A 24,137-nucleotide genomic window follows, 5' to 3' on the forward strand; every position below is an offset into this window, starting at 1 on the left:
GATCTTTCTACCGTCCCGACGAAGTACCTTGGCCCTGCAGTGACCGGTTGCCGGCGCACTGCGGCGTCCGAACGCAGGCCCCCGGCGGGCGCGATTTGACGTGGGTCATGGCGAGCGTGCCGTCGCGCCTGCACGCTGCGCGGGATAGCCATCCACCGTTTGCTCACCACGGTTCACGGGCATGATCCAGCTCAGCTACAGCACCTTCGGCCTCACCCAGCTGCCGTTCCTGGACGCCATCGACGCCGTGGCCCGCGCCGGTTACGCGGGCATCGAGCTGTCCTTCCACCGCGACCAGTTCAACCCCTTCAACCTCGACGAGGCCGACCTCGACGCCGTGCGCGCGCGCCTGGATGCAGCGCGCATCGTGCCGGCCTGCGTGGCCACCGCCTCGCACTTCTTCACCCCGTCGCGGCCGCACGAGCCGTCATTGATGACACTGGACGTGGCCGGGCGCAAGCGCCGTATCGACCTGGTCAAGCGTGGCATCCGCGTGGCGCGTCGGCTGGGCGTGAAGCTGGTCACCTTCGGCAGCGGCTTCCTGCGCGAGGAGCACGTGCGCCAGCCGCAGGTCGATCCGGGCGAGCTGCTGGCCGACAGCATCCGCGAATGCCTGCGCGAGATCCGCGACGACGAGGACATCACGCTGCTGATCGAACCCGAGCCGGGCATGTATGTCGAGACGCTGGAGCAGGGGCTGGCGCTGATCCGCGCGGTCGGCTCGCCGCGCTTCGCGCTGCACATCGACATCTGCCACGCCTACTGTTCCGAGCCGGACTACATCGGCGCGCTGGCGAAAGCCGCGCCGCATGCCCGCTACCTGCACATCTCCGATGCGCGCCAGGGCCACAACCTCAGGATCGTGCGCGACGATGCCGTGCCGGCGCTCGACCTCGATGCCGCCAGCGCACTGGTGTACTTCCCCGATACGGCGGACTACCTGCTGCTGGATCGTCGCCACCCGCTGTACTTCGCCGACCGCACGCCCGACCCGGCGCGGCGCCGGCGCATCGACGCGCTGCTGGCGCAGGCCGGCATCGATCAGGCGGCGGGCCTGGTCGACTACGCCAGCCTGTACGCCGGCGCCTCGCCGCTGGACGACGAGATCTTCACCTACTTGATCTCGGTGCCGGGGCTGAGCTTCGACGTGCTCGAACGGGCCTGGCCGATCGTCGCCCACCTGCGCGGCGTGCGCGGCCCGGCGCTGTTCGAGCGGATGGTCGCCAACACGCGCACCGGCATCGTGCATTTCCACGAGATTCCCGGCGAGGGCACGCTGGACCTGGCCGCCAGTTTCCGGGCGCTGAACGCGCACGGCTTCGACGGCTTCGGCTCGGTCGAGCTCTATCACCACGTCGATGGCTGGCAGCAGGCGCTCGACCAAAGCTACCGCCACCTGGCCGCCATCGCGCAGCCGACATGAGCGCGTCCGGCCGTTCCACCGAGCAACCATCATGATCGACTTCGAGGCATTGGGCTGGCGCAGCGATACCGTCGGCGAACTGGACCACCGCCTGCTCAAGGCGCCCAGCGTCAAGCTGCGCGGCGCCCGTGCGGGCGCCGCGGGCGACGTCGTCTACAGCATCGACCTGCGCCTGCGCCGGCCGAACGCCGACGCCTGCCTGTCCAGCACCGAGCTGCATTCGATCGAGCACTTCCTGCTCGAAGGCTACGGCCGCCTGCTGCCACGGCATTTCATCGGCGTCGGCGTGATGGGTTGCCAGACCGGCTTCTACCTCACCCTGCTCGGCGAAGGCCGCCGCGCGGTCGTCGAGGGCGCGCTTGAGGCCATCCTCGAAGGCGTGCTCGCGGCCGACGCGGTGCCGTATGCGCGCATCGACCAGTGCGGCCACTGGCGCCACCACGACCTGGCGCAGGCGCAGGCCGTGGCGCGCGAGGTACTGGCGCAACGCGCGGCGTGGCAGGACATCACATGAGCGCGGCGAAGGGCGCGCGCTGGCAGGTCAGCGCCACGCGTCGGATCGAATACGACCTGCTCAACGTGGCCGACGTGTTCGATCCGCGCAGCGATGCGCTGCTGTCGATGGGCCGCGTGCGGGACGGGCGCCGCTTCGTGGTGGTCGACGAATGCGTGCACGCGCATCACGGCGCACGCATCCGCGCCTATTTCGCCCAGCACCAGGTCGATGCGCGCATCATCACCCTGCCGGGCGGCGAGGGCGGCAAGACGCTGGACGCGTGGCTTTCGGTACTGCGCGAGCTGGACGGCTTCCCGATCCATCGCCGCGACGAGCCGGTGATCGCCATCGGCGGCGGCGTGCTGACCGACGTAGTCGGCTACGCGGCGGCCAGCTACCGGCGCGGCGTGCCGCACATCAAGGTGCCGACCACGCTGATGGGCTACGTCGACGCGGCGGTCGGGATCAAGACCGGGATCAACTTCAACGACCACAAGAACCGTCTGGGCAACTTCGAGCCGCCGCGCCGGGTACTGCTGGACCGCAGCCTGCTGCGCAGCCTGCCGCCGCGACACCTGCGCAACGGCGTGTGCGAGATCGTCAAGCTGGCGGTGATCCGTGACGCCACGCTGTTCGGTCTGCTGGAACGCCACGGTGCCGCATCGCTGGCGAGCGCCTTCCAGGATGCGCGCGGCGGGGAGATCCTCGACCGCGCCATCGGCGGCATGCTGGAAGAGCTGGCGCCGAACCTGCACGAGGAAGAGCTGGCGCGCAAGGTCGACTTCGGCCATACCTTCAGCTACGGCCTGGAAACCCGCTACGGGGACGACCTGCTGCACGGCGAGGCGGTGCTGCTGGACATCCTGGTGTCGACCGCGATCGCGCTTCGGCGCGGCCTGCTCGACGCGGCCGCGGCCGGCCGCATCTTCGCCCTGGTCGAGCGCCTGCAGCTCGCCCCCGAGCTCGCCCTGCTCGACGCCGAACTGATGTGGCAGTCGCTGCTCGATCGCGTCGAGCACCGCAACGGCCTGCAGCGCGTGCCGTTGCCTGCGGGGCTGGGCGAGTGCGTGTTCGTCAACGACATCGCGCGCGCGGAAATCGAAGCCTCCATCCATACCTTGAACCAGCGGACCACGAGCAGCCATGACCGAATCGCCGAATGTTGACGCCGGGGAAATCGCCCACTTCAACCGCATCGCCCAGCTGTGGTGGGACCCGCACGGCAAGATGGGGCAACTGCACGCGATCAACGACCTGCGCCTGCGCTTCATCACCGACCGCATCGGCGCACCGGCGCCGCGTATCGTCGACGTGGGCTGCGGCGGCGGCATCCTGGCCGAGGCGCTGGCCAAAACCGGCGCACGGGTGACCGGCATCGACCTGTCGCGGCTGTCGCTGGACATCGCCCGCCAGCATGCCGAACGCGGCGGGCTGGCCATCGACTACCGCGAGCTCAATGCGGAGATCCTCGCGCGCGATGAGCCCGGCAGCTTCGACGCCGTCACCTGCATGGAGATGCTCGAGCACGTGCCGCATCCGGAGCAGGTCATCGCCGCCTGCGCGGCCCTGCTCAAGCCGGGCGGCGTGGCGTTCTTCTCCACCATCAACCGCACGTTCAAGGCGTTCGCCTTCGCCATCGTGGCCGGCGAGTACATTCTCGGCCTGCTGCCGCGCGGCACGCACCACTACAGCAAGCTGATCCGGCCGGTGGAGATGCGCGCGTGGGCCGGTGCGGCGGGGCTCGAATTCAGGGCGGTGGACAGCCTCATGTACAACCCGCTGACGCGCCGCTTCCGGGTCGCGCCGAACCGCGAAGACATCAACTACATGGCCTGCTTCGTCAGGAAGGGCTGAAACCCATGCGGCGCTTTCTCGCCTTGTCGCGCTCCTTCCACGGCGTGCTCGACATCGCCATGCCCGGCTTCGTCGCGCTGCTGTGGCTGGGGCACTTCCCCTCGTGGCGGGTGCTGGCGCTGTCCCTGGCGACCGCGCTGGCCGGCTATACGGCCATCTACGCACTGAACGACCTGATCGGGGTGAAGGACGACAAGGAAAAGGTCGCCGGCGGGATCACCCCGGGCTACGCGGTCGAGGCTTCCGCCATGCGCTACCCGCTGGCGCAGAACCTGATCAGCATGAAGGGCGCGCTGGCGTGGTTCGGCTGCTGGTTCGCGCTGGCCGTGCTCGGCACCTGGCTGCTGAACCCGCGGATCCTCGTCATCGTGTTCGCCGCCGCGGCGCTGGAAGTGGTCTACGTCAAGCTGCTCAAGGTCACCTGGTGGCGCACCGTGGTCAGCGGCCTGGTCAAGTCGGCCGGGCCGATCGCCGCGGTGTTCGCGGTCATTCCCGAGCCGTCGTGGTCTGGGCTGCTGGGTTTGCTGGCGTGGCTGATGCTGTGGGAGATCGGCGGGCAGAACATTCCGGCCGACTGGAACGACATCGAAGAGGACCGCCGCATCGGCGCGCGCACCATTCCGCTGGTGTTCGACCTGCGCACGGCGGGCGTGCTGGTGGTGGTCTGCCTGGGCCTGGCCGTGCTCGCCAGTGCGCTGCTGCCGCGTCTGTCGCCGCTCGATGGCGGCTGGCCGTTCCAGTTGGCCATCGTCGCCGCCGGCGCCGGCCTGCTGCTGCTGCCGGCGATCCGCCTCGCGCGCACGCTGGACGGCCGCCAGGCGGCGCGCCTGTTCGACCGCGCCAGCCTGTATCCGCTGGCGCTGCTGGCGATCGTCACGGTGTTCGTGTTGATCCGCTGAGGCGGCACGGCGGCTTCGGCAGCGAACTGCCGACGCGCTTTACTTCTCAAGACAACTGCATGGCGCAACTGTCGTAGGTTTTTTGTCCGGCCGCAGTGACCCGGGTGGTTCAAGAGCAAGAGCTTTCGTCCTCCTGCGGAGGCCGAGGTACTTCTCTTTTGCTTGTCCAAAAGAGAAGTACCCAAGAGAAAACGACACCCCGCTTCCGCGCCTTGCGGACATCCTGTCCGCAAGGTCCGCGTTCGGGCTCCGGGGTTTGTCGACAGGGCATCCTGCCCTGACGCCAAACTGGTCGGCATCCATGCCGACCACCCTGCGGGCTGATCCTCCACCCGCCCGCCGCTGCAGAGGGGCCCCGGTAGAGCAGCGCGCCATCCTGGCGCGCACTCGGTGCGCGACCGCTGCGCGGTCGCGAAAGCCGTAAAACCAGAAGCGAAAGAGTCCCGCCGCAAGCGGGACTTTTCAATGCGGCAAATGTCTCGGTTCGGCCAAAAGCGGACAACCGAGCGGTAAGGCTCGTCGGCGGCATAATCGCCCCGACTACAAGACCGCCTTCAGCGCGTCGTCAAGAGACCTTCATGGATACAGCTGCGCCCAAGCCCAATCTCAACGAGTTGCGACAACTGATCGAAGACTTTGACCGGTTGCACGGCGGCAAGGACACCCCGGAGCAACTTCGCGCCATCGACATCACGCCCGAAGGCATGGGCACGTCCCAGTGCAGTCAGAAGATCCAGCAGCACTTAGAGGCCTTGTCGGCGCCGGATTCCCGCGGAGTAAGAACCCACCTCGTCTCTCTTCGCACGCAGCTAATCCACGCCAGCCTGATCTTTGACACGCCACTCGATTGGCTATTCGACGTCATCGACGGGTACATGTACTGCATGCCGGCCGCGACCGGACGCAAGACGGGTGCCGCGATCGACTGGCAGGCGCTGGCCGCGGCAATCTGCGTCAAAGCGCGCTTCGCGCACCCACGCGATGATCTGGAGCGACACTACCCACGCGAGTTCGGCGTCGGCAAGGCGGCCCGCCGACTGCGGGAGCGCGGATACGCTATAGAGCAGCACGGGGACCGGTTGGGTGTGTCGAACGCCGATGACGATCGGCTGGTCGCACGTATCGAAGAGCTGGTCCGTGCTTTGGGCGGGCTGAGCGTAGCCCGCAAGATATTCCAGACCGTGCAATCGACATACGACGCCCCGCTCGCGCGCTACTTGATCACGCGCAAGATTCACGTGGGTCGCCCGATGTCGCTGGACGTTCCGTGGGGCTACCTGCTGGCGTTGGCGGGCAAGCACCTGTATGAAAAGGCCCGCTCGACCGACCCGCAGGTTGCCTGGGACGAACTGGTCGCCCTGGCGACAGACTATGCGGCCCTGCACGATGTGCAGGACTACTCGCCGCCGATCTTCGAATCCCTGACGACGGACGAGTTGCCTGACTCGCTCGCACGTCGGGCGCTGTATGACACGATTTATACCTTTCCCCAGCTCCGTCCCACGGACGTGGTCCGCATCCTACGGCCGTTGCTATACAAGATTCCGTCCGACAGACCCTACGGCGCCGGCTGGACCTTAAGCGACGTCTACGCGGTGATTGAGCGCATCTACCAGTGCATCGGCGACCGGTGCGGCCCGGTTACCTTAGACGTCGGTGACGTCAGCCGGTCGGTGCCAGGCGTAACCAGGGCGGTTGCCAAGGACATCATCCTCAGCGTCCTGTCCCATCCGCCGGGGGGTCCTAGCCGCCTGTTCTCCCGGCCCACGGGTCGAACGGCCAAGCAGTCCGACGGCGGACCGGATACGGGAAACAACCTGTACTTCAAACCGTTGCTGCCATTGAACGGCGGCAAGTTCGTCGTTCTTGATAAGTCCGTGGCTGGTGTCGCCTTCGTCGAGGCCGTCATTTCCGCGTTGCGCGATATCGAGAAGGGACAGTTCCAAAGCGAGATCGTCGGCAGGGGGTTGGAAAATCTTGTGCGGCATGAGTTGGCTGCCCACGGCATCACCACCTACACCGGGCAGTACGTCACCCAAGCGGGCATCGACGGCGAATGCGACCAGGTGATCGACGAAGCCGGGCATCTAGTGTTTCTTGAGTCCAAGGCCAAGCCCCTGACGCGAAACGCCAACGCCGGCAGTGACGTGGACGTCATTGTCTCGCTCGCGGCCAGTGCCATCGCTGCGCAAGAGCAAGCCATGGGCCATGAGGTGCAATTGCGGCGGGACAAGAAACTCCACCTGGCCGAATCCAACCACGACTTGACGTGGCAGGAACAGGACGTCGACCGTATCGCCGTAGCCTTGTTCGACTTTGGCGTTTTCCAGGACCGTACGGCACTAAGCAAGCTGCTTCAGCAGATCCTTCCAGCGCGGTACAACGCGATCGACAGCGAGGCGCAGAAGCTGCACAAGAAGACGCTTAAGGATTTGAACTACAAGACGCTGCCAGCGTTGATCGATCATTTGGGCTCGTGGAACGACTTGGGCCTCGAGAAGCGGAACCCGTTCTTCGCCTGCTGGTTCTTGAGTGCGCCGCAGCTGCTCGTCCTGCTTGATGGCGTGAGCGAGCCGACGGAATTCTTGTCTCGGCTTAGTTTTCTAAGAAGGGCGAGCTACCAGACCTACAACTTCTACGCTGAGGTCAAGCACGGCCTGACGCTGCGGGCGCAGATGGCCCAAACGTCGCACTAGCGCGCTCAATGGGGTAGGAAATCCTGAGGCCCGGTTGCGTCACCGCGGTGCAGGCAACGTGGTTGGCCAGTGGGATCGTGGTGCTGCAGGGGGAGACAGGTGCTCCGATTCACCGCCGCTTCCCTCCACCCCACGTGGCACTCTTGCACGCGGTGGCCGCTTCCGTGGCATTCCGAGGGACCTCGGCTTGGTTTGTGGGGGCGTCGCTAGTCGCACTTCTCGAAACCTGAGGCGCGCGGAAGCAGGCCTCCACGGCTTGAGTCGCACTAGCGTGGCTGGTTGGCAAGAGGCCACGAATCGTGCCAATTCCGGGCGACGCAGATCGCACGCAAGCTCGAAAGCACCGGCGCCCCCTTTCCGACTTAGGAGTAACTTACGCCGCCGATCAGAGCCGCAGCAGTCCGCTTTGGGTCGAGAGCAGACCCTTTGGGCCGATCAAGTCAGTACTGTGGCGGATCTCCTGCAAGCCGGTCCTGAGGTCGACTCAAGGTGCGCAGCGCGAGACGTTTTTCGCACGCGTGACGTGAAGGGCGGCAACTGCCAACTGCATCAAAGGCGCAGGTGGCGAGGTTTTGGATCTTCTGAAGAGTGCGGGCCACGATGGCCCGCTGCTCTACCCGGGGCCCCTCTGCAGCGGCGGGCGGGTGGAGGATCAGCCCGCAGGGTGGTCGGCATGGATGCCGACCAGTTTGGCGTCAGGGCAGGATGCCCTGTCGACAAACCCCGGAGCCCGAACGCGGACCTTGCGGACAGGATGTCCGCAAGGCGCGGAAGCGGGGGGGCGTTTTCTCTTGGGTACTTCTCTTTTGGACAAGCCAGTACTGTCCGGTTAATCCGGAAATAGAATCAGTTGGTTAGCGTCGTCGTCGGCAGAAAGCTGTGGTTCCTGCCGCCGCAAGGCGCATTCCAGCGGGGTTTGCTCGAACAACGTCACACTCAGAATCTGTAGAAGTTCATAGAGTGAAGTCGTCAGCTGGAGACGCTTGCGCACGATGGCGATCAGCACGTAGACGGCGACGGCGATCCAGACCTGCGTCTTCACTGCGTTGGGCGAGGTGCCGAAGAACGCCTTGATGCGCAGGTGCTGCTTGATCCATTTGAAGAAAATTTCGATCTGCCAACGGTGGCGATACAGGGCACTGATGGTCGCCGCAGGAAGCACAAAGTGATTGGTCAGCAAGACGATGGACTGACCGCTGTCGGTGTCACGCACGCGTACACGGCGTAGCGGGCCAGGGTATTTCTTGCGGACGACGTCCCGTGTCAACACGACGGTCTGATCGCAACCGATGAGCGTGCGATCAGACACCGGATGGGAGTAGCGTCGCCGCACTCGGAGGTTCTTCTTGGTGCGCATCAGGAAGAAGGAACCTTCGCAGTGGAATCGATAGAGCCGCTCGAAATCGAGATAGGCGCGGTCCATCAGATAGATCGCGCCAGGTTCAGGCACGAGCTCGTCGAGCATGTGGACATCGTGCTGGCGGGACTCGGAAAAGCTGATGACCGTAGGGATTGCGCCGCGAATGTCGAGCAGCGTATGTACCTTCAATCCACCGCGGCCGGGATGCATCGCCCGCGCCCACGGGAACACCGACAGGCACAACTCGATCGTGGTGGAGTCGAGCGCATAGGCAGTGTGTGCCAATTCGACGTCGAGCGGTTCGTTGACGTAGAGACGGCGCGCCGTGGCGATCAGGGTTTGCGCGAACTCGGCATAGATGCGCCAGTCACGTTGTTCATTGGCATCGGCCAGTGTGCTGCGTGCTACATGCCCACGAATGCCCAAGTGATAGAGCTTGGCCTGATGAGCGCGCAAACAGATCTCGATATCGCGCAGGCTTTCGCGTCCGGTGAGTTGAGCAAAGGCCATACACAGGAACTGATCGAGGCACGCGAATCGCTTCACATAACGATTGCCATCGAACTTGGCAACGAGGCGACGAAACGTATGCATCGGCAGATGCTGCATGAGCTGCGTAAACACAAAGCGCCCTTCATGCATGACGACGTCCTCCGAGGTGACGTCGTCCAGCCTGAGGCAAACCGGGTTGAAATCGCTAACACCCGGAAAGCGTCGGTTACTGCCCTCAGATCAACCGTTTACCAAGCTCCGCGTGCGCTTTCCCCGGACAGTACTGGGACAAGCAAAAGAGAAGAACCTCGGCCTCCGCAGGAGGACGAAAGCTCTTGCTCTTGATGCGTTGCGGCACTCAGCAGAAAGCCAGGGCGGCGGGCAGTGCCCGCCCTACAAAAACGCATCGTTCAACGCGACAGGTCGATGGCATACGTCGCCGTGCCGTCACCGTGATCCTTCAACTGGCGGATGTTGTCGAGCCCGGCGGCGCGCGCCACATCCTGCTTGCCGCTGGCGCCGGTGAACACCACCGGGCCGCGGGTCTTCAGCGGGGCGAAGGTCCATGACATCGGTTCGAGGTCCTTCGCGCCGATCCGCTGCCTGCTCTCCAGCCACTTCGCCAGTATCTGGCGGGTGCCGTCCGGCGCGGCCAGCACGATGTTGCTGCCGTCGAGGCTGGGGAAGTGGCCGCCGCCGCTGGCGCGGTAGTTGTTGGTGACCACGATGAACGGCTGGGTCGGCTCGATCGGCTTGCCCTGGAAGGTCAGCGTGGTGATGCGCTGGCCGGCCGGCTTGGAGACGTCGATGACGTAGTGGATGCCGCCCTGGATCTGGTCGAAGTTGTAGCCGGTGAAGCGGCTGTTGATCAGCGCCTGCTCGCCGCTTTTCGCCGGGTCGATGCGGTTGAAGCGCTTGGCGGATTCTTCCAGCCACGCCTTCACTCCCGCGCCGTCGGTTTTCACCGCGGCCAGCGTGTTCGGGTAGAAGTACAGGTCGGCGGCGCTGCGCATGGTGAGCGGGCCGGGGGCGACGTCGGTGTAGTCGTCGGGGCCGCCAAAGCCGGTGCGGAAGGCGGCGGCGGCGCCCAGCACCGGCAGATTCGCCAGCTCGGGGTGCGTGCGCGGCAGTTCGCGGCGCACGTAGTCGATCTGCGCGGCGTTGACCGGCGCCAGCGCGGTCATGTTGCCCTCGTCGGCGAAGTAGCTGCTCAGGCGCAGCGCGCTTTCGCCGATCGGCGTGTTGACATAGGCGATGGTCGCCTCGTGCGCCTGCCGCACCAGCGGCGCGATCGCGGGGTCGGCCGGCACGCAATCGTGCTTCGTCTTGCAGATCGGGCGCACCTCGCTGTGGGTGTTGTCCAGGTCGACCACCCAGCGGCCGCCCTTGCGGTTCAGCACCAGCTGGATCACGCCGAGGTCCTTGCCGAAGAAACCGCCCATCACCGCGGGTACGTTGCGCACGAAACCGAGCCGTGCGTCGACGTCCTTCATGCCGGCGTAGTACGGGCCGGGGAATTCCGTGTGCGAGTGGCCGAGCAGCAGCGCGTCGATGCCGGGTACGCCGGCCAGATACCAGCCGGCGTTTTCCATGTCCGGGGTGTACGGCGCGGTGTTCAGGCCGCCGTGCAGGATCGCCACCACCAGGTCCGGGTGCTGCGCCTGCAGCTCGGGCAGGTACTTTCGCGCGGCCTCGACCACGCCGCTGACGGTGACCTTGCCGGCCAACTTCTGCTTGTCCCAGTCCATGATCGGCGGCGGGGTGAAGCCGATGATGCCGACTTTCAGCGGCACCTTGATCTTGCTGCCGTCGGGCGTGTAGGCCTCGATCTGCCGGGTGACCACCGTCCACGGCTGGAAGATCGGCTTGCCGTCGCGCGCGCTGTACACGTTGGCCAGCACCAGCGGGAAGCGCGGGCCGGCGCAACGGTCGTGGTGGCCGCCGTCCACGTTCATCGGCGTGCCGGTGACCTGCGACAGGAAGCGCAGGCCGTAGTTGAACTCGTGGTTGCCGGCGGTGCCGCCGTCGTAGCCCATCGCGTCCATCGCCTGGTAGATGGCCAGCTCCTGGTCGCAGGCGACCGGCTTCACCAACGCCTGGTAGTCCGCCAGCACGCTGCCCTGGATGGTGTCGCCGCTGTCGAACAGGAAGGTGTTGGGAAACTCGGTGCGGGCGCGGCGGATCAGCGTGGCGGTGCGCTCGTAGCCTAGCGAGGGGTCCGGCTTCAGCTTGTAGTAGTCGTAGCTGAGCACGTTCGCGTGCACGTCGGTGGTTTCCAGGATCGCCACGCTCGCGCGGGCGCCGTCGGGCGTCTTGCCGGCCGCCCAGGGCAGGCTGGAACAGCCGGCGAGCAGGGCGGCGCCGAGGACGAGCAGCGGGGTGGCGAGCGGCAACGGGCGAGGCGACATGGGAGTCCGTGGGAAAGGCGGGTTCGGATCGCGGAAATTAGCAGATCGGGGTGACCGGGTGCTTGCGCATTGCTCCGGTCGCGGCCCTGGCCCCGGCCACGCCGCCAAGCTCAACGCCCGTGGAACGGCGCGCCGGCGCCGCAGCGCGTGACACCTGCAAGACCGTAAGATGTCACCAGGATGACAGCGGTCCCGCGGGGGGACTTCCAGCCATGCGTCGAATCTCGTTGCACCCCACACGGGCAGTTGCGGTGGTGCTGTGCGCGCTGGTTTTCTTCGCCGCCTGCATCGCGCTCACGGCGTGGCAGGAGCCGTTGCCGCTGCAGCGCGGCTTCATCCTCGGGCTGATGCTGTGCACGTTCGGCGTGCTGCTGTTCGCGTTCGGCCGCTTTGGCATGGCGCTGCTGGTCGGCGGCGGGTTGTTCCTGCTGCTGAAGTCGGTGGCGGTGCTGAAGCTGCGCTATCTCGACTCGCAGCTGATGCCGTCGGACTTCATCTATTACGTGCACAGCAGCCTGCTGGATACGCTGCGCCACTATCCGCACCTGTATACGGTGGGGCTCGTCTTGGGCGTGCTGCTGCCGCCGCTGTTGTATCTGGTATGGCGTTGGGACTGGCGGGTGCTGGAGCGGCCGCCGCCGCGGCGCGGCGCCGGCATGCGCCTCGGCGGTGCCGCGTTGAGCGCGCTGGCGCTGTGGCTGTGCATGCTGCCCGCCGGGCCGTTCGCGCAGGTGCACTCGCGCAACGCCTGGCAGAAGATGTCCGACGATGCGCAGCTGACCAACTTCTTCGTCAACCTGCACGACGCCGACGTGGAGCTGCCGGCGATGGCCGACGACGCGGTGGCCGAGCCGGACTGGGGCGCCACCGCCACCGGTGCGCCCGGCCGCATGCCGCCACCGTACCCGGACATCGTGCAGGTGCTGGAAGAAAGTACGTTCGACCCGTCGGTCTACGACGCCTGCAGCGTGCCGCCGTGCCGGGCCGCGATGTTCCGTGCCGATGCGCGCACCCGCGCGCACGGCATGCTGCGCGTGCATACCTTCGGTGGCGGCACCTGGGTCAGCGAGTTCGCCGCGCTCACCGGCATGCCGCAGGACATCTTCGGCCCCGGCGGCATGTACGCGCCGTACGTGCTGGCGCCGAACGTGCACGATGCGCTGGCGCTGCAGCTGCGCCGGCTCGGCTACCTCACCATCGGCATCTACCCGACCAATGCCGACTTCATCAACGGCCGCAACGCGTACCAGGCCTACGGTTTCGACCACCTGTACGGCGCCGACGAGTTGGGCCTGGAGGAGTGGGAGGAGAGTGACGCGCAGATGTTCGCGGCCGCCAGGCGCATCTACGACAAGGTGAAGAAACCGGGGCAGCCGGTATTCCTGATGATCCTGACGCTGAACCAGCACGGCCCGCACGACCACCAGCCGATGGCGAGGCTGCCGCGGCCGTACCGCAACCTGCTGCGCGGACTGCCGCCCGACACGGCGCTGAACTTCGACACCTATCTCGCGCGCCTGCATGCCTCCGACCTGGCCATGCGTGCGCTGGAGCACAGCTTCCTCGACCGCCCGCAGGCCACCGTGCTGCTGCACTTCGGCGACCACCAGCCGTCGTTCAACGGCCTGATCCGCGACCTGCCGCGCCGGCTGCCGCCCGCGCTGCGGCCCTACCGCGATTACCTCACCTACTACATGCTGAAAAGCAACTTCGCCGGACCGCCATTGCCGCAGTACCCGCTGCTCGACATCGCGTTCCTGCCCAGCATGGTGCTACAGGCCGCCGGCGTACCCACCGACGCCTACTTCACCGCGGCCATCGAGCTGCGCGAACGCTGCCACGGCCTGTACGACGACTGCGCCGTGCCGGGCCTGCTCGCGTCCTACCACGCCTGGACCATCGGCCGGCTGCACGTGTACGAGTAGGCGCGCTGGCCGCGGCTGACCGGCAGCGGCAGTTTGCGCCCCGATCGGCCGTGAAGACGCCCAGGCGCGGGGCACGGGCCGCGTACCGGCGGGCCTGACGGCACTGGCAGGTGTCTTGCTTTGCCCGACATATGAACGCGCGCAAGCCGCCACCCCCGGAAAAAGCCGGCGCCAGCCTGGAGCGGCAGATGGCCGACTGCGGCCTGTCGAGCGACGACCGCCGGTTCCTGCGCGACCTGCATGCCGCCGAGAAGCAGCTCAACGAAGCGTTCGAGCAGGCTCAGCAAGGCGGCGCGCTGGAACAGCGGGTGAGCGCGGTGTACCGCCGGATGTACGGCAAGCGGGCGCATCGCAGGGATTGAGGCGTGCCCTAGGAGCGTGGGCGGTAGAAACCAAGCAGGCGAGGCAAAGCCGTTTTGAGCCAGCTTGCGTGACGGTTTGCCGGCCCATAGTGGTTCTATGGCCAAAAATCGGCGCGGAAGGTGGCCAAAACGGCGCAGCCGCAGCCGCTTGTGTTTCTGCCGCCCACGCTCCTAGGCGCGACCGCGCCGTTGCCACGAAACGTTCGCATGCTCCGGCTAGGATCCCAGGCCATCCGCGTGGACGCCCGCACGGAACAGCCCGGAAGATCCCTATGCCCCGTTTCCCGTTCGCCGCGCGCCCGATTCTGCTGGGCGCCATGCTTTCCGCGCTAGGCGCCTGCGCCAGCCAGCTGCCATCCGTGGCACCCGCCGCCACGTCGTCGATCGCGGTGCCCGCTATCCAGCGCCCGCAGGGCGAGACGCCGTCGTGGTGGTTCCGTAGCGGCGCGGCGCAGGCGGCGCTGGCTTCCGCCCAGGCGAAGGCGGGCGGCCAGCGCGCGAAGAACGTGATCGTGTTCCTCGGCGACGGCATGAGCATCCCCACCATCGCCGCCGCGCACGTGCTGGCCGGCGAGCGTGCCGGCGTGGACGGCGAGAGCTACCGGCTGAGCTTCGAGAAGTTTCCGTTCAGTGCGCTGAGCCGCACCTACGAGACCGACCAGCAGACGCCCGACTCGGCCGGCACCATGACCGCGATCATGAGCGGGGTGAAGACCCGCGCCGGCTACATCGGCGTGTCGCAGCTGCCGAAGCGGCAGGACTGCGCCGGCAGCCGCGGACAGGAGCTGGTCACCGCGCTGGAGCTGGCGGCCTCGGCCGGCATGGCCACCGGCGCGGTCACCACCACGCGGATCACCCACGCCACCCCGGCCGCCACCTACGGCCACCTGCCCGAGCGCAACTGGGAGGTGGACGCCGACCTCAGCGAGGCGGCGAAGGCCGCCGGCTGCAAGGACTTCGCCGCGCAGCTGATCGATTTCCCGGTCGCCGGCGGCCTCACTGTGGCGATGGGCGGTGGCCGCACCGAGTTCATGCCGGCCGGCGCGGACGATCCGGAATACGCCACCAGCGTGGGCCAGCGCCTCGACGGCCGCGACCTGATCGGCGAATGGACGTCCAGGCATCCGGACGGCAAGTACGTGTGGAACGCGGCGCAGCTGAAGGCGCTGGACCTGGCGAAAACGCCGCGCCTGCTCGGCCTGTTCGAGCCCTCGCACCTGAACTACGAGCACGAGCGCGCGCACGACAAGGCCGGCGAGCCCAGCTTGGCCGAGATGACCGCCAGCGCGATCGAGGTGCTGAAGCGCAACCCGAACGGCTTCTTTCTGATGGTCGAGGGGGGCCGTATCGACCACGCGCTGCACGCCGGCAACGCGTACCGCGCGCTGGACGAGACGATCGCCTTCGCCGACGCGGTGCAGGCCGCGCTGCAGCACACCGACCCGGCCGAGACGCTGATCGTGGTCACCGCCGACCACAGCCACACCATGACCTTCGCCGGCTACCCGCGCCGCGGCAATCCGATCCTGGGCAAGGTGACCGGCCACACCGACAGCTACGACGACGAAAGCGCGCCGGGCCTGGCGCGCGACGCCACCGGCCTGCCGTACACCACGCTGGGCTTCGCCAACGGCCCTGGCTACACCGGCGCCAGCGAACGGCAGCCGGAAGGCAGCAAGCGCTACCCGCACAACCCGCGCGAGTACGAGGCGATCGGCAAGGGCCGGCCCGACCTGCGTCAGCTGGACACCACCGACCCCAACTACATGCAGGAAGCGACCGTGCCGCTGAAGGCCGAGACGCACGGCGGCGAGGACGTGGCGATCTTCGCCAGCGGCCCCGGCGCCGCGGCGTTCCACGGCGAGCTGGAGCAGAACGTGATCTTCCACGTGATGGTGCAGCACACGCCGCGGCTGCGCGCCGAACTGTGTCGGCTCGGCAGCTGCAACGCCGACGGCGTGCCGGTGGATCGACCGGACTGGCAGCAATGGCTGAAGCTCGGCTCCGCCGCGACCGCCACGGCGCTGTAAAAACCGTTACACATGCGGCCGGCAGAGTCGGCGCCTCGCCCGTGCCGCCGCCGGCGGACGGCTGACCTGCGGCGGGATGTGCACGCCGGCCGGGCTGCGCGCGATCGCGACCCATGCCGACGCGATCGGTCCGAACATCCGCGCGATCATCCCGTTGGCGAAGGACGGCACGTTAGGTGCGCCGACGCCGCTGGTGCACGACGCGCACGCGGCGAAGCTGGAACTGCACCCCTACACGTTCCGCCCGGAGAACCATTTCCAGGCGAAGAACTTCTGGCAGGGCAGCGATCCGAAGACATTCAACGAGGCGGGCTCGATCACCGAGATCCGCGCCTACCTCGATGCCGGCATCGACGCGTTTTTCACCGACGATCCGGCGATCGGGCGCAAGGCGCCCGACGGGCGCTGAGCGTCAGCCCGCGCGGGTTCGCGTGCACGCGGCGCCGAGTTCGCGCCGACCGTATGGACGTTCATCCGAAAAACTGACATTCGGCTGTAAGGCTCCCTACACAAAGCACGTCCATGCTTGTGCGTACGGTCGCTCAGGGCGGCCATTCTCCCATTCCCCACATTGATGCCGTGGCTCCCCGCGATCGCGGGAGGCTGCGCAGAGGATGCACGCGCATGTCCGTCAGCGAACGCTCTTGCCGCAGAACCGGTCTCGCCCTGGCGCTGTTCGCCGCGCTCAACGGCGTGGCGATCGCCGCACCGCTCGACAACACCACGCCAGCGGCAGGGCCGGATGCCACCGCCGACCAGGCCCGCACGCTGGAATCGGTGTCGGTGATCGGCCAGGGCGAGACGCGCCAGGTGCAGCGTGTCACCGCGAAGGACGTGGCCGTGCTGCCGGCCGGTACCAGCATCCAGAAGGTGTTGAACCGGATGCCTGGCGTGAACGTGCAGTCGAATGATGCGTTCGGCGCGAACGAGGAGTCGCAGACGATCAGCCTGCGCGGCTTCAACACCACCCGCCTCGGCTACACGCTGGACGGCCTGCCGCTCGGCGACAATGCCTACGGCAACTACAACGGCCTCAACATCAGCCGCGCGCTGATCGCCGAGAATTTCGGCGGCGCCGAGCTGGCGCAGGGCATTGGCGGGCTCGGCACGGCATCCACCAGCAACCTCGGCGGTTCGATCCAGTACTACTCGGACGATCCGGCGACGACATTCGGCGGCCGCTTCGGCCAGACCGTCGGCAGCGACAACAATCGCCGCACCTATCTGCGCCTGGATACCGGCGACTGGCACGGCTTCTCGATGTATCTGTCCGGCATCCGCGCCACTGCGGACATGTGGGCACCGCCGAGTTCGCCGACCACAACGAAACAGTTCAACGCGAAGGCGGTGTACCAGTTCGACGGCGGCCGGATCACCGCATTCGCGGATACCTCGCGCACCTCGCAGGCCGATTACGCCTATCTCTCGAAGAGCGGCATGGCACGCGGGCTGGGCTGGGACTGGAACCTGTATGCGCCGGACTGGAAGCGCGCGCTGGCCGCGGCGTACTGTGCACCGGCGTACACCATCAAGGGCGTGAAGGATCCACGCTGCGCGTTTTCCGGCGGCGTCGACAACATCGACGATGCGTATTACCAGAGCCGTGCGCTGCGCAACGACGACCTGTACTACCTCGCCGGCGACTTCTTCCCCAGCGACGGCGTAACCGTGCATGCGCAGGTCTACCACCACGAGGACGCCGGCCAGGGCCACTGGTGGTCGCCGGGGCAGAAGTCGTATCCGGGCACGCCGCAGGAGCTGCCGATCTCGATCCGCAGCACCAACTACACGATCAACCGCACCGGCGGCATCGCCTCGCTGGCCTGGGAGCTGGGTGCGCATCATCTCGAAGGCGGCGTGTGGTACGAGCGGAACAACCACCACGTGGAACGCAATTTCTACTGGATCGGCGGCCCGATCAACGACGACACCTTCCTGCCCAACCCGAACCGCCGCCTGTTCAGCCAGGACTACGTGATCACCACCCGCCAGGCCTATCTGCAGGACAGCTTCAAGCTGTTCGACGACCGGCTCAGTGTGGACGTGGGCGTGAAGAGCCCGCACACCACGATGAGCGCGGGCGAGACGGTCGGTGTGGCGGTCGAGGCGCCGGTGGCGAACGGTGCGCTGAAGGCGGGCAAGTCGCTGCTGCCGCAGCTCGGCCTCGGCTACAAGCTGGCCGCCGGGCAGGAAGTGTTCCTTTCGTATGCGAAGAACATCGCCGCCTTCCAGGGCGGTGGCGCCGGCGGCCCGCTGCAGGTGACGCAGGCCTCGTTCGACGCCAGCCGCGGCAACCTCAAGCCCGAGCAGTCGCGTACGATCGAGGGCGGCTATCGCATCACCCAGCAGGCGTTCGAGGCCTCCGTCGCGCTGTACGACGTGAAGTTCGACAACCGCCTGCTCTCGCTCAACCCGTGTTCGAGCATCCAGCAGGGCACCACCCCGGCCTGCACCACGCGCTTCTACAACGTCGGCGGCGTGAGCAGCCACGGTGCTGAGCTCACCTTCATCTGGAAACCGTTCGATCACGTCCAGTGGTACAACTCGGCCTCGTTCAACCGCTCCACCTACGACAACAACTACACGCAGAACGGTGCGCTGGTGCCTACCCGCGGCAAGATCACCGTCGATACGCCGCAGAAGATGCTGGCCAGCGAGATCAGCTGGCACGACGGCCCGTGGAACCTGAGCCTGCGCGGCAAGTACACCGGCCGCCGCTACTACACGTATACCAACGACCAGGGCTTCGGCGGCTATACCGCGTTCGACTTCGGCGCCGGCTACGACTTCGGCCCGGCCTGGTTCGCGAAGGACGTGCGGCTGTCGCTCAACGTCACCAACCTGACGGACCGCCGCTACGAGTCGAACCTCAGCGCGTTCGCCAATGGCGATCCGACGGGTCGCCGGCTGGCGTTCCATGCCAGCGCGCCGCGGCAGGGCTTTCTCACGCTGGACGTGAAGTTCTGATGCGCAGCAGCCTACATGCTGGCCTGGCGTTGTTCTCCAGCGCCTGCATCCAGGGGTTGCTGTCCGATCTACTGTCCCGGCAGGCGCAAGGCTGCGCCTGCCTGACGACCCCTCCGCCACCGGAATCCGCACCCACTCCCGCTCCGTCATGGAACGTGGGCATGCAGGAAGGAATGCATCCATGAAAGTCTTATGCTGGCTCGTCTCCCTGCTGGTGGCCGGAACGCTGGCTATGCCTCTCGCCGTGCACGCGAATGAAAAACCGCTGGCCACGAAGGTGCTGGTGATCGGCCACCGCGGCGCCAGCGCGCTGCGGCCGGAGCACACGCTGGCCTCCTACGGCAAGGCGATCGCCGACGGCGCCGACTTCATCGAACCGGACCTGGTGATGACGAAGGACGGCGTGCCGGTGGCGCGCCACGAGAACGAGATCGGCGGTACCACCGACGTGGCGGCGCATCCCGAGTTCGCCGCGCGCAAGACCACGAAGACGGTCGATGGCCAGGCTGTCACCGGCTGGTTCACCGAGGACTTCACGCTGGCCGAGCTGAAGACGCTGCGCGCACGCGAGCGCCTGCCGGAGCTGCGCAGCACGCAGTACGACGGCGCGTTCCAGATCCCCACTCTGGACGAGATCATCGATTTCGTCGCCGCCGAGTCGGCGACGCGGGGGCGGCTAATCGGCATCATCCCGGAGATCAAGCACGGCACCTATTTCCAGCGCGCCGGCCTGCCGCTGGAGGACCGCGTGCTGGCGATCCTCGCCGCACACGCGTACACCCGCACGGCGCCGGTGGAGATCCAGTCGTTCGAGATCGCCAACCTCAGGTATCTGCGCGGCAAGCTCGGCAACGGTCACCGCAACATCCGCCTGCTGCAGCTGATCGACGACGCCGACCAGCGGCCGTACGACGTGGTTGCCGCCGGCGGGCGGCTGACCTACGGCGAAATGTGCACGCCGGCCGGCCTGCGCGCGATCGCGACCTATGCCGATGCGATCGGTCCGAACATCCGCGCGATCATCCCGCTGGCGAAGGACGGTACGCTCGGCCGACCGACGCCGCTGGTGCACGACGCCCACGCGGCGAAGCTGGAGCTGCATCCCTACACGTTCCGTCCGGAGAACCAGTTTCAGGCGAGAAACTTCTGGCAGGGCAGCGATCCGAAGGCGTTCAACGCGGCCGGCTCGATCGCCGAGATCCGCGCCTATCTCGATGCCGGTATCGATGCGTTCTTCACCGACGATCCGGCACTCGGCCGCAAGGCGCTCGACGCCCGTTGAGCGAACCCGCCGCGGCGCTGTCATGCGGATGCAGTGGTGCGGGCCGAGCATGCATGGCTCCTTCGCCGCCTTCTGGAACCTGCATGCGCCGTCTGCTGTTTGCGTTGTCCTTCGTGCTGCTCGCCTGGCTGCCCGCCATGCGCGCGGTGGCGGCACCACTGCTGCTGATCTCGATCGACGGCCTGCGCCCGATCGACGTGCTGCAGGCGCACCAGCGCGGACTCGAGCTGCCGAATCTCGGAGCGTTCCTGCAGCGCGGCGCCCATGCCGAAGGCGTGCGCGGCGTGCTGCCCACGCTGACCTATCCCAGCCACACCACCTTGATCACCGGCGTGTCGCCGAATCAGCATGGCATCGGCGGCAATCTCACCTTCGACCCCATCAACAAGAATCAGCAGGGTTGGTACTGGTACGCCAGCGACATCCGCGTAGCGACGTTGTGGGATGCCGCTCACGCCGCAGGCCTGACCACCGCGAACGTGCACTGGCCGGTGAGCGTGGGTGCGCCGGTGGACTGGAACCTGCCGCAGATCTGGCGCACCGGCACGGCCGATGACCGCAAGTTGCTGGGTGCGCTGGCCACGCCCGGCCTGCTGCCGGCGATGGAGCAGGAGCTCGGTCCCTATGCCGACGGCATCGACGAGAGTGTGGCTGGCGACGAGACGCGCACGCGCTTCGCGGTGAAGTTGCTGGAAACGCACAAGCCGGATTTCATGACGGTGTATCTGGCGGCGCTCGATCACGAACAGCACGCCAGCGGGCCGGACACGCCGGCGTCGCGGGCGGTGCTGGAACGCATCGACGGCCTGGTTGGCGAACTGGTGGCCGCGGCGCAACAGGTGCATCCGGATGGCGTGGTGGCGGTGGTCTCCGATCACGGATTCCTGCCCGTGCAGCAGGACGTGAATCTGTACCGGCCCTTCATCGAGGCGGGCCTGGTCACGTTCAAGAATGGTGCGGTGACGGACTGGCAGGCCATGCCATGGAATGACGGTGGCAGTGCGGCGATCGTGCTGCACGATCCCGCCAACGCGGGCGTCAAGGCACGGGTGGCGGCGCTGCTCGACCAGCTGCGGCACGACCCCGCATATGGCATCGATCACGTGCTTGGGCATCCGCAGCTGGTTGCGCAGGGCGGCACCGCGCAAGCCGAATGGTTCGTGCTGTTCAAACCGGGCTACAAGATGGCGAGCACGCCGGAGACGCCGCTGCCTGCCGCCAGTCATTATCGTGGCATGCATGGTTACGACGCGGCGCTGCCGCAGATGCGCTCGACCTTCCTGCTGGCCGGCAAGGACGTGCCTGCGGGCAGGAACCTCGGCGAGATCGACATGCGCGACATCGCGCCGACGCTGGCGCGCCTGCTGGGCGCACGTCTGCCCCAGGCGCAGGGCAAGGCACTGCCGGTCGCCACGCGCTGATGCGATTCCGGTTGCCTTGAAGCGCCCGTTTTGTGTCGTTTCAAACGGCCATCCAAATGACGAATGACATGTCGTCGTAAGACGGGCTTCATGAAGTGCGTTCACGCTTGCATGGACTGCCGCCTGGGTGGGATGCGGGCGGTTTCCTCAACGACGATGTCGTGGCGCTCCGCGCAGGCGGACTGCTGCGCGAAGGATATTCACGCATGTCCGTACCAATGATCTCGACCCGCAAGACCAGTCTCGTGCTGGCACTGCTTGCGGTGCTGCATGGCGGTGCCGCATGGGCCACCAGTGCGGATGCGCCGGCGCCGGCCGCCGCCACCCCGGCCGCGACGGCGGGGGCGGCGGAATCAGACAGCACCAGGACGCTGGAGGCCGTCTCGGTGATTGGCCAGGGCGAGTCGCGCCAGGTGCAGCGCATCACCGTGCAGGACGTGAAGGTGCTGCCGCCGGGGTCCAGCCCGCTGAAGGTGCTGGCGAAGTTGCCCGGCGTGCATTTCGAGTCGGCCGATTCGTTCGGCAACTACGAGTGGTCCACCCGCATCAGCCTGCGCGGCTTCAACCAGACCCGGCTTGGCTTCACGCTGGATGGCATCCCGCTCGGCGACATGAGCTACGGCAACAACAACGGCCTGCACATCAGTCGCGCGCTGATCGCCGAGAACCTCGGCGGCGCCGAACTGGCCGCCGGCATCGGCGCGCTGGGCACCGCCTCCACCGGCAACCTCGGCGGCACCGTACAGTTCTACTCGGCCGACCCGTCCAGCACCTACGGCGTGACGCTGGCGCAGAGCGCCGGCAGCGACAGCGCGCTGCGCACCTACGCGCGGCTGGACACCGGCGACCACAACGGCTTCGCGATGTACCTGTCCGGCGCCTACGCCGACAGCGACAAGTGGAAGGGCAAGGGTGCGCAGAAGCAGCAGCAGTTCAACGGCAAGGCGGTGTACGACTTCGGCGACAACCACGTCGCCGCGATGCTGAACACCTCCAGCCGCAACGAGACCGACTACCAGGACCTGTCGCTGGACATGCAGAAGCGGCTGGGCTGGAACTGGGACAACTACGCGCCGGACTGGCAGCGCGCGGTGAACGCGGCGAAGGGCATCTTCACCGGCGGCGTCAACAACATGGACGATGCGTACTACGCCGGCCGCGGCCTGCGCGACGACAGCCTGGCCGGCCTGTTCGGCGACTTCGGCCTGGCCGAGGGCGTACGCCTGAAGGCCACCGGCTACTACCACAGCAACCGTGGCCAGGGTCACTGGTTCACGCCGTACCAGACCTCGTTCGCCGGCACGCCGCAGGAGACGCCGATCGCGATCCGCACCACCGAGTACGGCATCGATCGCTGGGGCACGATCGCCTCGCTGGGCTGGGACCTCGGCAACCACCACCTCGAAGGCGGCTTCTGGTACGAGAACAGCCACCACACGGTGCAGCGCAACTTCTACTTCATCGCCGGCCCGGTGGACGACCAGTACTTCCTGCACAACCCGAGCATCCGCAAGTTCTACCAGCGCTACGAAACCGAGACGCACCAGCTCTACCTGCAGGACACCATCAGCCTGCTCGACGGCAGGCTGCACCTCGACGTCGGCGTCAAGAGCCCGCAGACGCGCACCCGCACGCACGCCGTGGTGGGCAGCTACGCGAACGGCGAGCTGACCGCGGACAAGTCGCTGCTGCCGCAGCTCGGCGCCAGCTACAAGCTGGACGGCCAGAACGAACTGTTCGCCTCCTACGCGCAGAACATCGCCGCGTTCCAGGCCGGCATCAGCGGCCCGTTCGCCACCACCCAGGCCGCGTTCGACGTGATCCGCGGCAAGCTCAGGCCGGAGGAGTCGCGCACCGTCGAGGCCGGCGTGCGCCATGCCGAGGAACTGTTCGAAGGCTCGCTGGCGCTGTACGACGTGAAGTTCGACCACCGCCTGCTGGCGATCCAGCAGTGCTCGTCCGGCATCCAGGGTTGCCCGTCGGCGTACGCCAACGTCGGCTCGGTGACCAGCCGCGGCGCCGAGCTGACCTTCATCCTGAAGCCGACCAGCGAGCTGCGCTGGTACAACGCGCTGTCGTACAACCGCTCGCGCTACGACAGCGACTACCTCAACGGCGCCACCGTGGTGGCGACCCGGGGCAAGACCGTGGTCGACAGCCCGAAGCAGTTGTTCTCCTCGGAGATCGCCTGGACGCCGGGCGCGTGGGACCTGCGCCTGTCCGCCAATTACACCGGCAAGCGCTACTACACCTACGTCAACGACGGGGCAGTACCGTCGTACTGGCTGTTCAACGCCGCCGCGGCGTACGACTTCGGCAAGCTCGGCGTGGCCGAGGACCTGAAGCTGGCGCTCAACGTCACCAACCTCGCCGGCAAGCACTACTACGGCACGATCGGTTCCAACGGCTTCACCGCGACGGACCCGACCGGCGAGTACGCCACCCTGCAGGTGGGCGCGCCGCGTGCGGCGATGCTGACCGCCACCGTGCGCTTCTGACCGGCCGCCGCTGACGCCGGGCGC

Annotated in this window: 15 protein-coding genes and 1 pseudogene; 14 read left to right on the forward strand and 2 right to left on the reverse strand. The window is 67.0% G+C overall.

Going from position 1 to position 24,137, the window contains the following annotated elements; all coding sequences use genetic code 11:
- Positions 1-181 precede the first annotated feature (181 nt).
- The 6 genes from LRK53_RS03180 (at position 182) to LRK53_RS03205 (ending at position 7,368) form a co-directional block, all read left to right on the forward strand.
- Positions 182-1,423, forward strand: coding sequence for a sugar phosphate isomerase/epimerase family protein (locus tag LRK53_RS03180; protein WP_027493594.1), 1,242 nt, complete (start codon positions 182-184; stop codon positions 1,421-1,423).
- 31 nt (positions 1,424-1,454) lie between these two features.
- A complete protein-coding gene (locus LRK53_RS03185; protein WP_027493593.1) occupies positions 1,455-1,937 on the forward strand; it encodes an S-ribosylhomocysteine lyase in 483 nt (160 codons plus the stop codon).
- Positions 1,934-3,085, forward strand: a complete 1,152-nt coding sequence (locus tag LRK53_RS03190; RefSeq protein WP_027493592.1) for a sedoheptulose 7-phosphate cyclase — start codon at positions 1,934-1,936, stop codon at positions 3,083-3,085. Before LRK53_RS03185 ends, LRK53_RS03190 begins: the two co-directional genes overlap by 4 nt.
- Positions 3,063-3,773, forward strand: a complete 711-nt coding sequence (gene ubiG, locus LRK53_RS03195) for a bifunctional 2-polyprenyl-6-hydroxyphenol methylase/3-demethylubiquinol 3-O-methyltransferase UbiG (RefSeq protein WP_027493591.1) — start codon at positions 3,063-3,065, stop codon at positions 3,771-3,773. The genes LRK53_RS03190 and ubiG overlap by 23 nt, the downstream gene beginning before the upstream one ends.
- A 5-nt stretch (positions 3,774-3,778) precedes the next feature.
- Positions 3,779-4,672, forward strand: a complete 894-nt coding sequence (locus LRK53_RS03200; protein WP_027493590.1) for a UbiA prenyltransferase family protein — start codon at positions 3,779-3,781, stop codon at positions 4,670-4,672.
- A gap of 578 nt (positions 4,673-5,250) precedes the next feature.
- Complete coding sequence (locus LRK53_RS03205; RefSeq protein ID WP_235642495.1) at positions 5,251-7,368, forward strand: hypothetical protein; 2,118 nt, start codon at positions 5,251-5,253, stop codon at positions 7,366-7,368.
- Between the two features lie 829 nt (positions 7,369-8,197).
- On the opposite strand, the gene LRK53_RS03210 is transcribed toward LRK53_RS03205, so the two are convergent.
- A complete protein-coding gene (locus tag LRK53_RS03210) occupies positions 8,198-9,370 on the reverse strand; it encodes an IS4 family transposase (protein WP_027491452.1) in 1,173 nt (390 codons plus the stop codon).
- 260 nt (positions 9,371-9,630) lie between these two features.
- Positions 9,631-11,628, reverse strand: a complete 1,998-nt coding sequence (locus LRK53_RS03215; protein WP_027491671.1) for a bifunctional 2',3'-cyclic-nucleotide 2'-phosphodiesterase/3'-nucleotidase — start codon at positions 11,626-11,628, stop codon at positions 9,631-9,633.
- 212 nt (positions 11,629-11,840) lie between these two features.
- On the opposite strand from LRK53_RS03215, the gene LRK53_RS03220 reads away from it, so the two are divergent.
- The 8 genes and pseudogenes from LRK53_RS03220 to LRK53_RS03255 all read left to right on the forward strand — a co-directional run bounded on the left by LRK53_RS03220 (position 11,841) and on the right by LRK53_RS03255 (position 24,113).
- The gene (locus LRK53_RS03220; RefSeq protein WP_235642496.1) at positions 11,841-13,553 is read left to right on the forward strand and encodes a sulfatase-like hydrolase/transferase; all 1,713 of its coding nucleotides are present in this window, start codon (positions 11,841-11,843) and stop codon (positions 13,551-13,553) included.
- 131 nt (positions 13,554-13,684) lie between these two features.
- On the forward strand, positions 13,685-13,915 hold the full coding sequence (locus LRK53_RS03225) for a hypothetical protein (RefSeq protein WP_027491673.1): 231 nt from the start codon (positions 13,685-13,687) through the stop codon (positions 13,913-13,915).
- Between the two features lie 272 nt (positions 13,916-14,187).
- Positions 14,188-15,945 (forward strand): alkaline phosphatase family protein, encoded by a 1,758-nt coding sequence (locus LRK53_RS03230; protein WP_027491371.1) that lies wholly within the window; start codon positions 14,188-14,190, stop codon positions 15,943-15,945.
- 46 nt (positions 15,946-15,991) lie between these two features.
- A pseudogene (locus tag LRK53_RS03235) lies at positions 15,992-16,354 on the forward strand (glycerophosphodiester phosphodiesterase family protein); the annotation flags it as partial.
- A gap of 215 nt (positions 16,355-16,569) precedes the next feature.
- The gene (locus LRK53_RS03240; RefSeq protein ID WP_081666526.1) at positions 16,570-18,912 is read left to right on the forward strand and encodes a TonB-dependent receptor; all 2,343 of its coding nucleotides are present in this window, start codon (positions 16,570-16,572) and stop codon (positions 18,910-18,912) included.
- Positions 18,913-19,093: 181 nt separating this feature from the next.
- Entirely contained in the window at positions 19,094-20,194 is a 1,101-nt protein-coding gene (locus LRK53_RS03245; protein WP_027491368.1) for a glycerophosphodiester phosphodiesterase, read from the forward strand.
- Between the two features lie 83 nt (positions 20,195-20,277).
- A complete protein-coding gene (locus LRK53_RS03250; protein ID WP_027491367.1) occupies positions 20,278-21,615 on the forward strand; it encodes an alkaline phosphatase family protein in 1,338 nt (445 codons plus the stop codon).
- 206 nt (positions 21,616-21,821) lie between these two features.
- Positions 21,822-24,113, forward strand: coding sequence for a TonB-dependent receptor (locus LRK53_RS03255; RefSeq protein ID WP_027491366.1), 2,292 nt, complete (start codon positions 21,822-21,824; stop codon positions 24,111-24,113).
- The last annotated feature ends 24 nt before the right edge of the window (positions 24,114-24,137 follow it).

Origin of the sequence: Rhodanobacter thiooxydans (assembly GCF_021545845.1) — a bacterium.
GTDB lineage: Bacteria > Pseudomonadota > Gammaproteobacteria > Xanthomonadales > Rhodanobacteraceae > Rhodanobacter.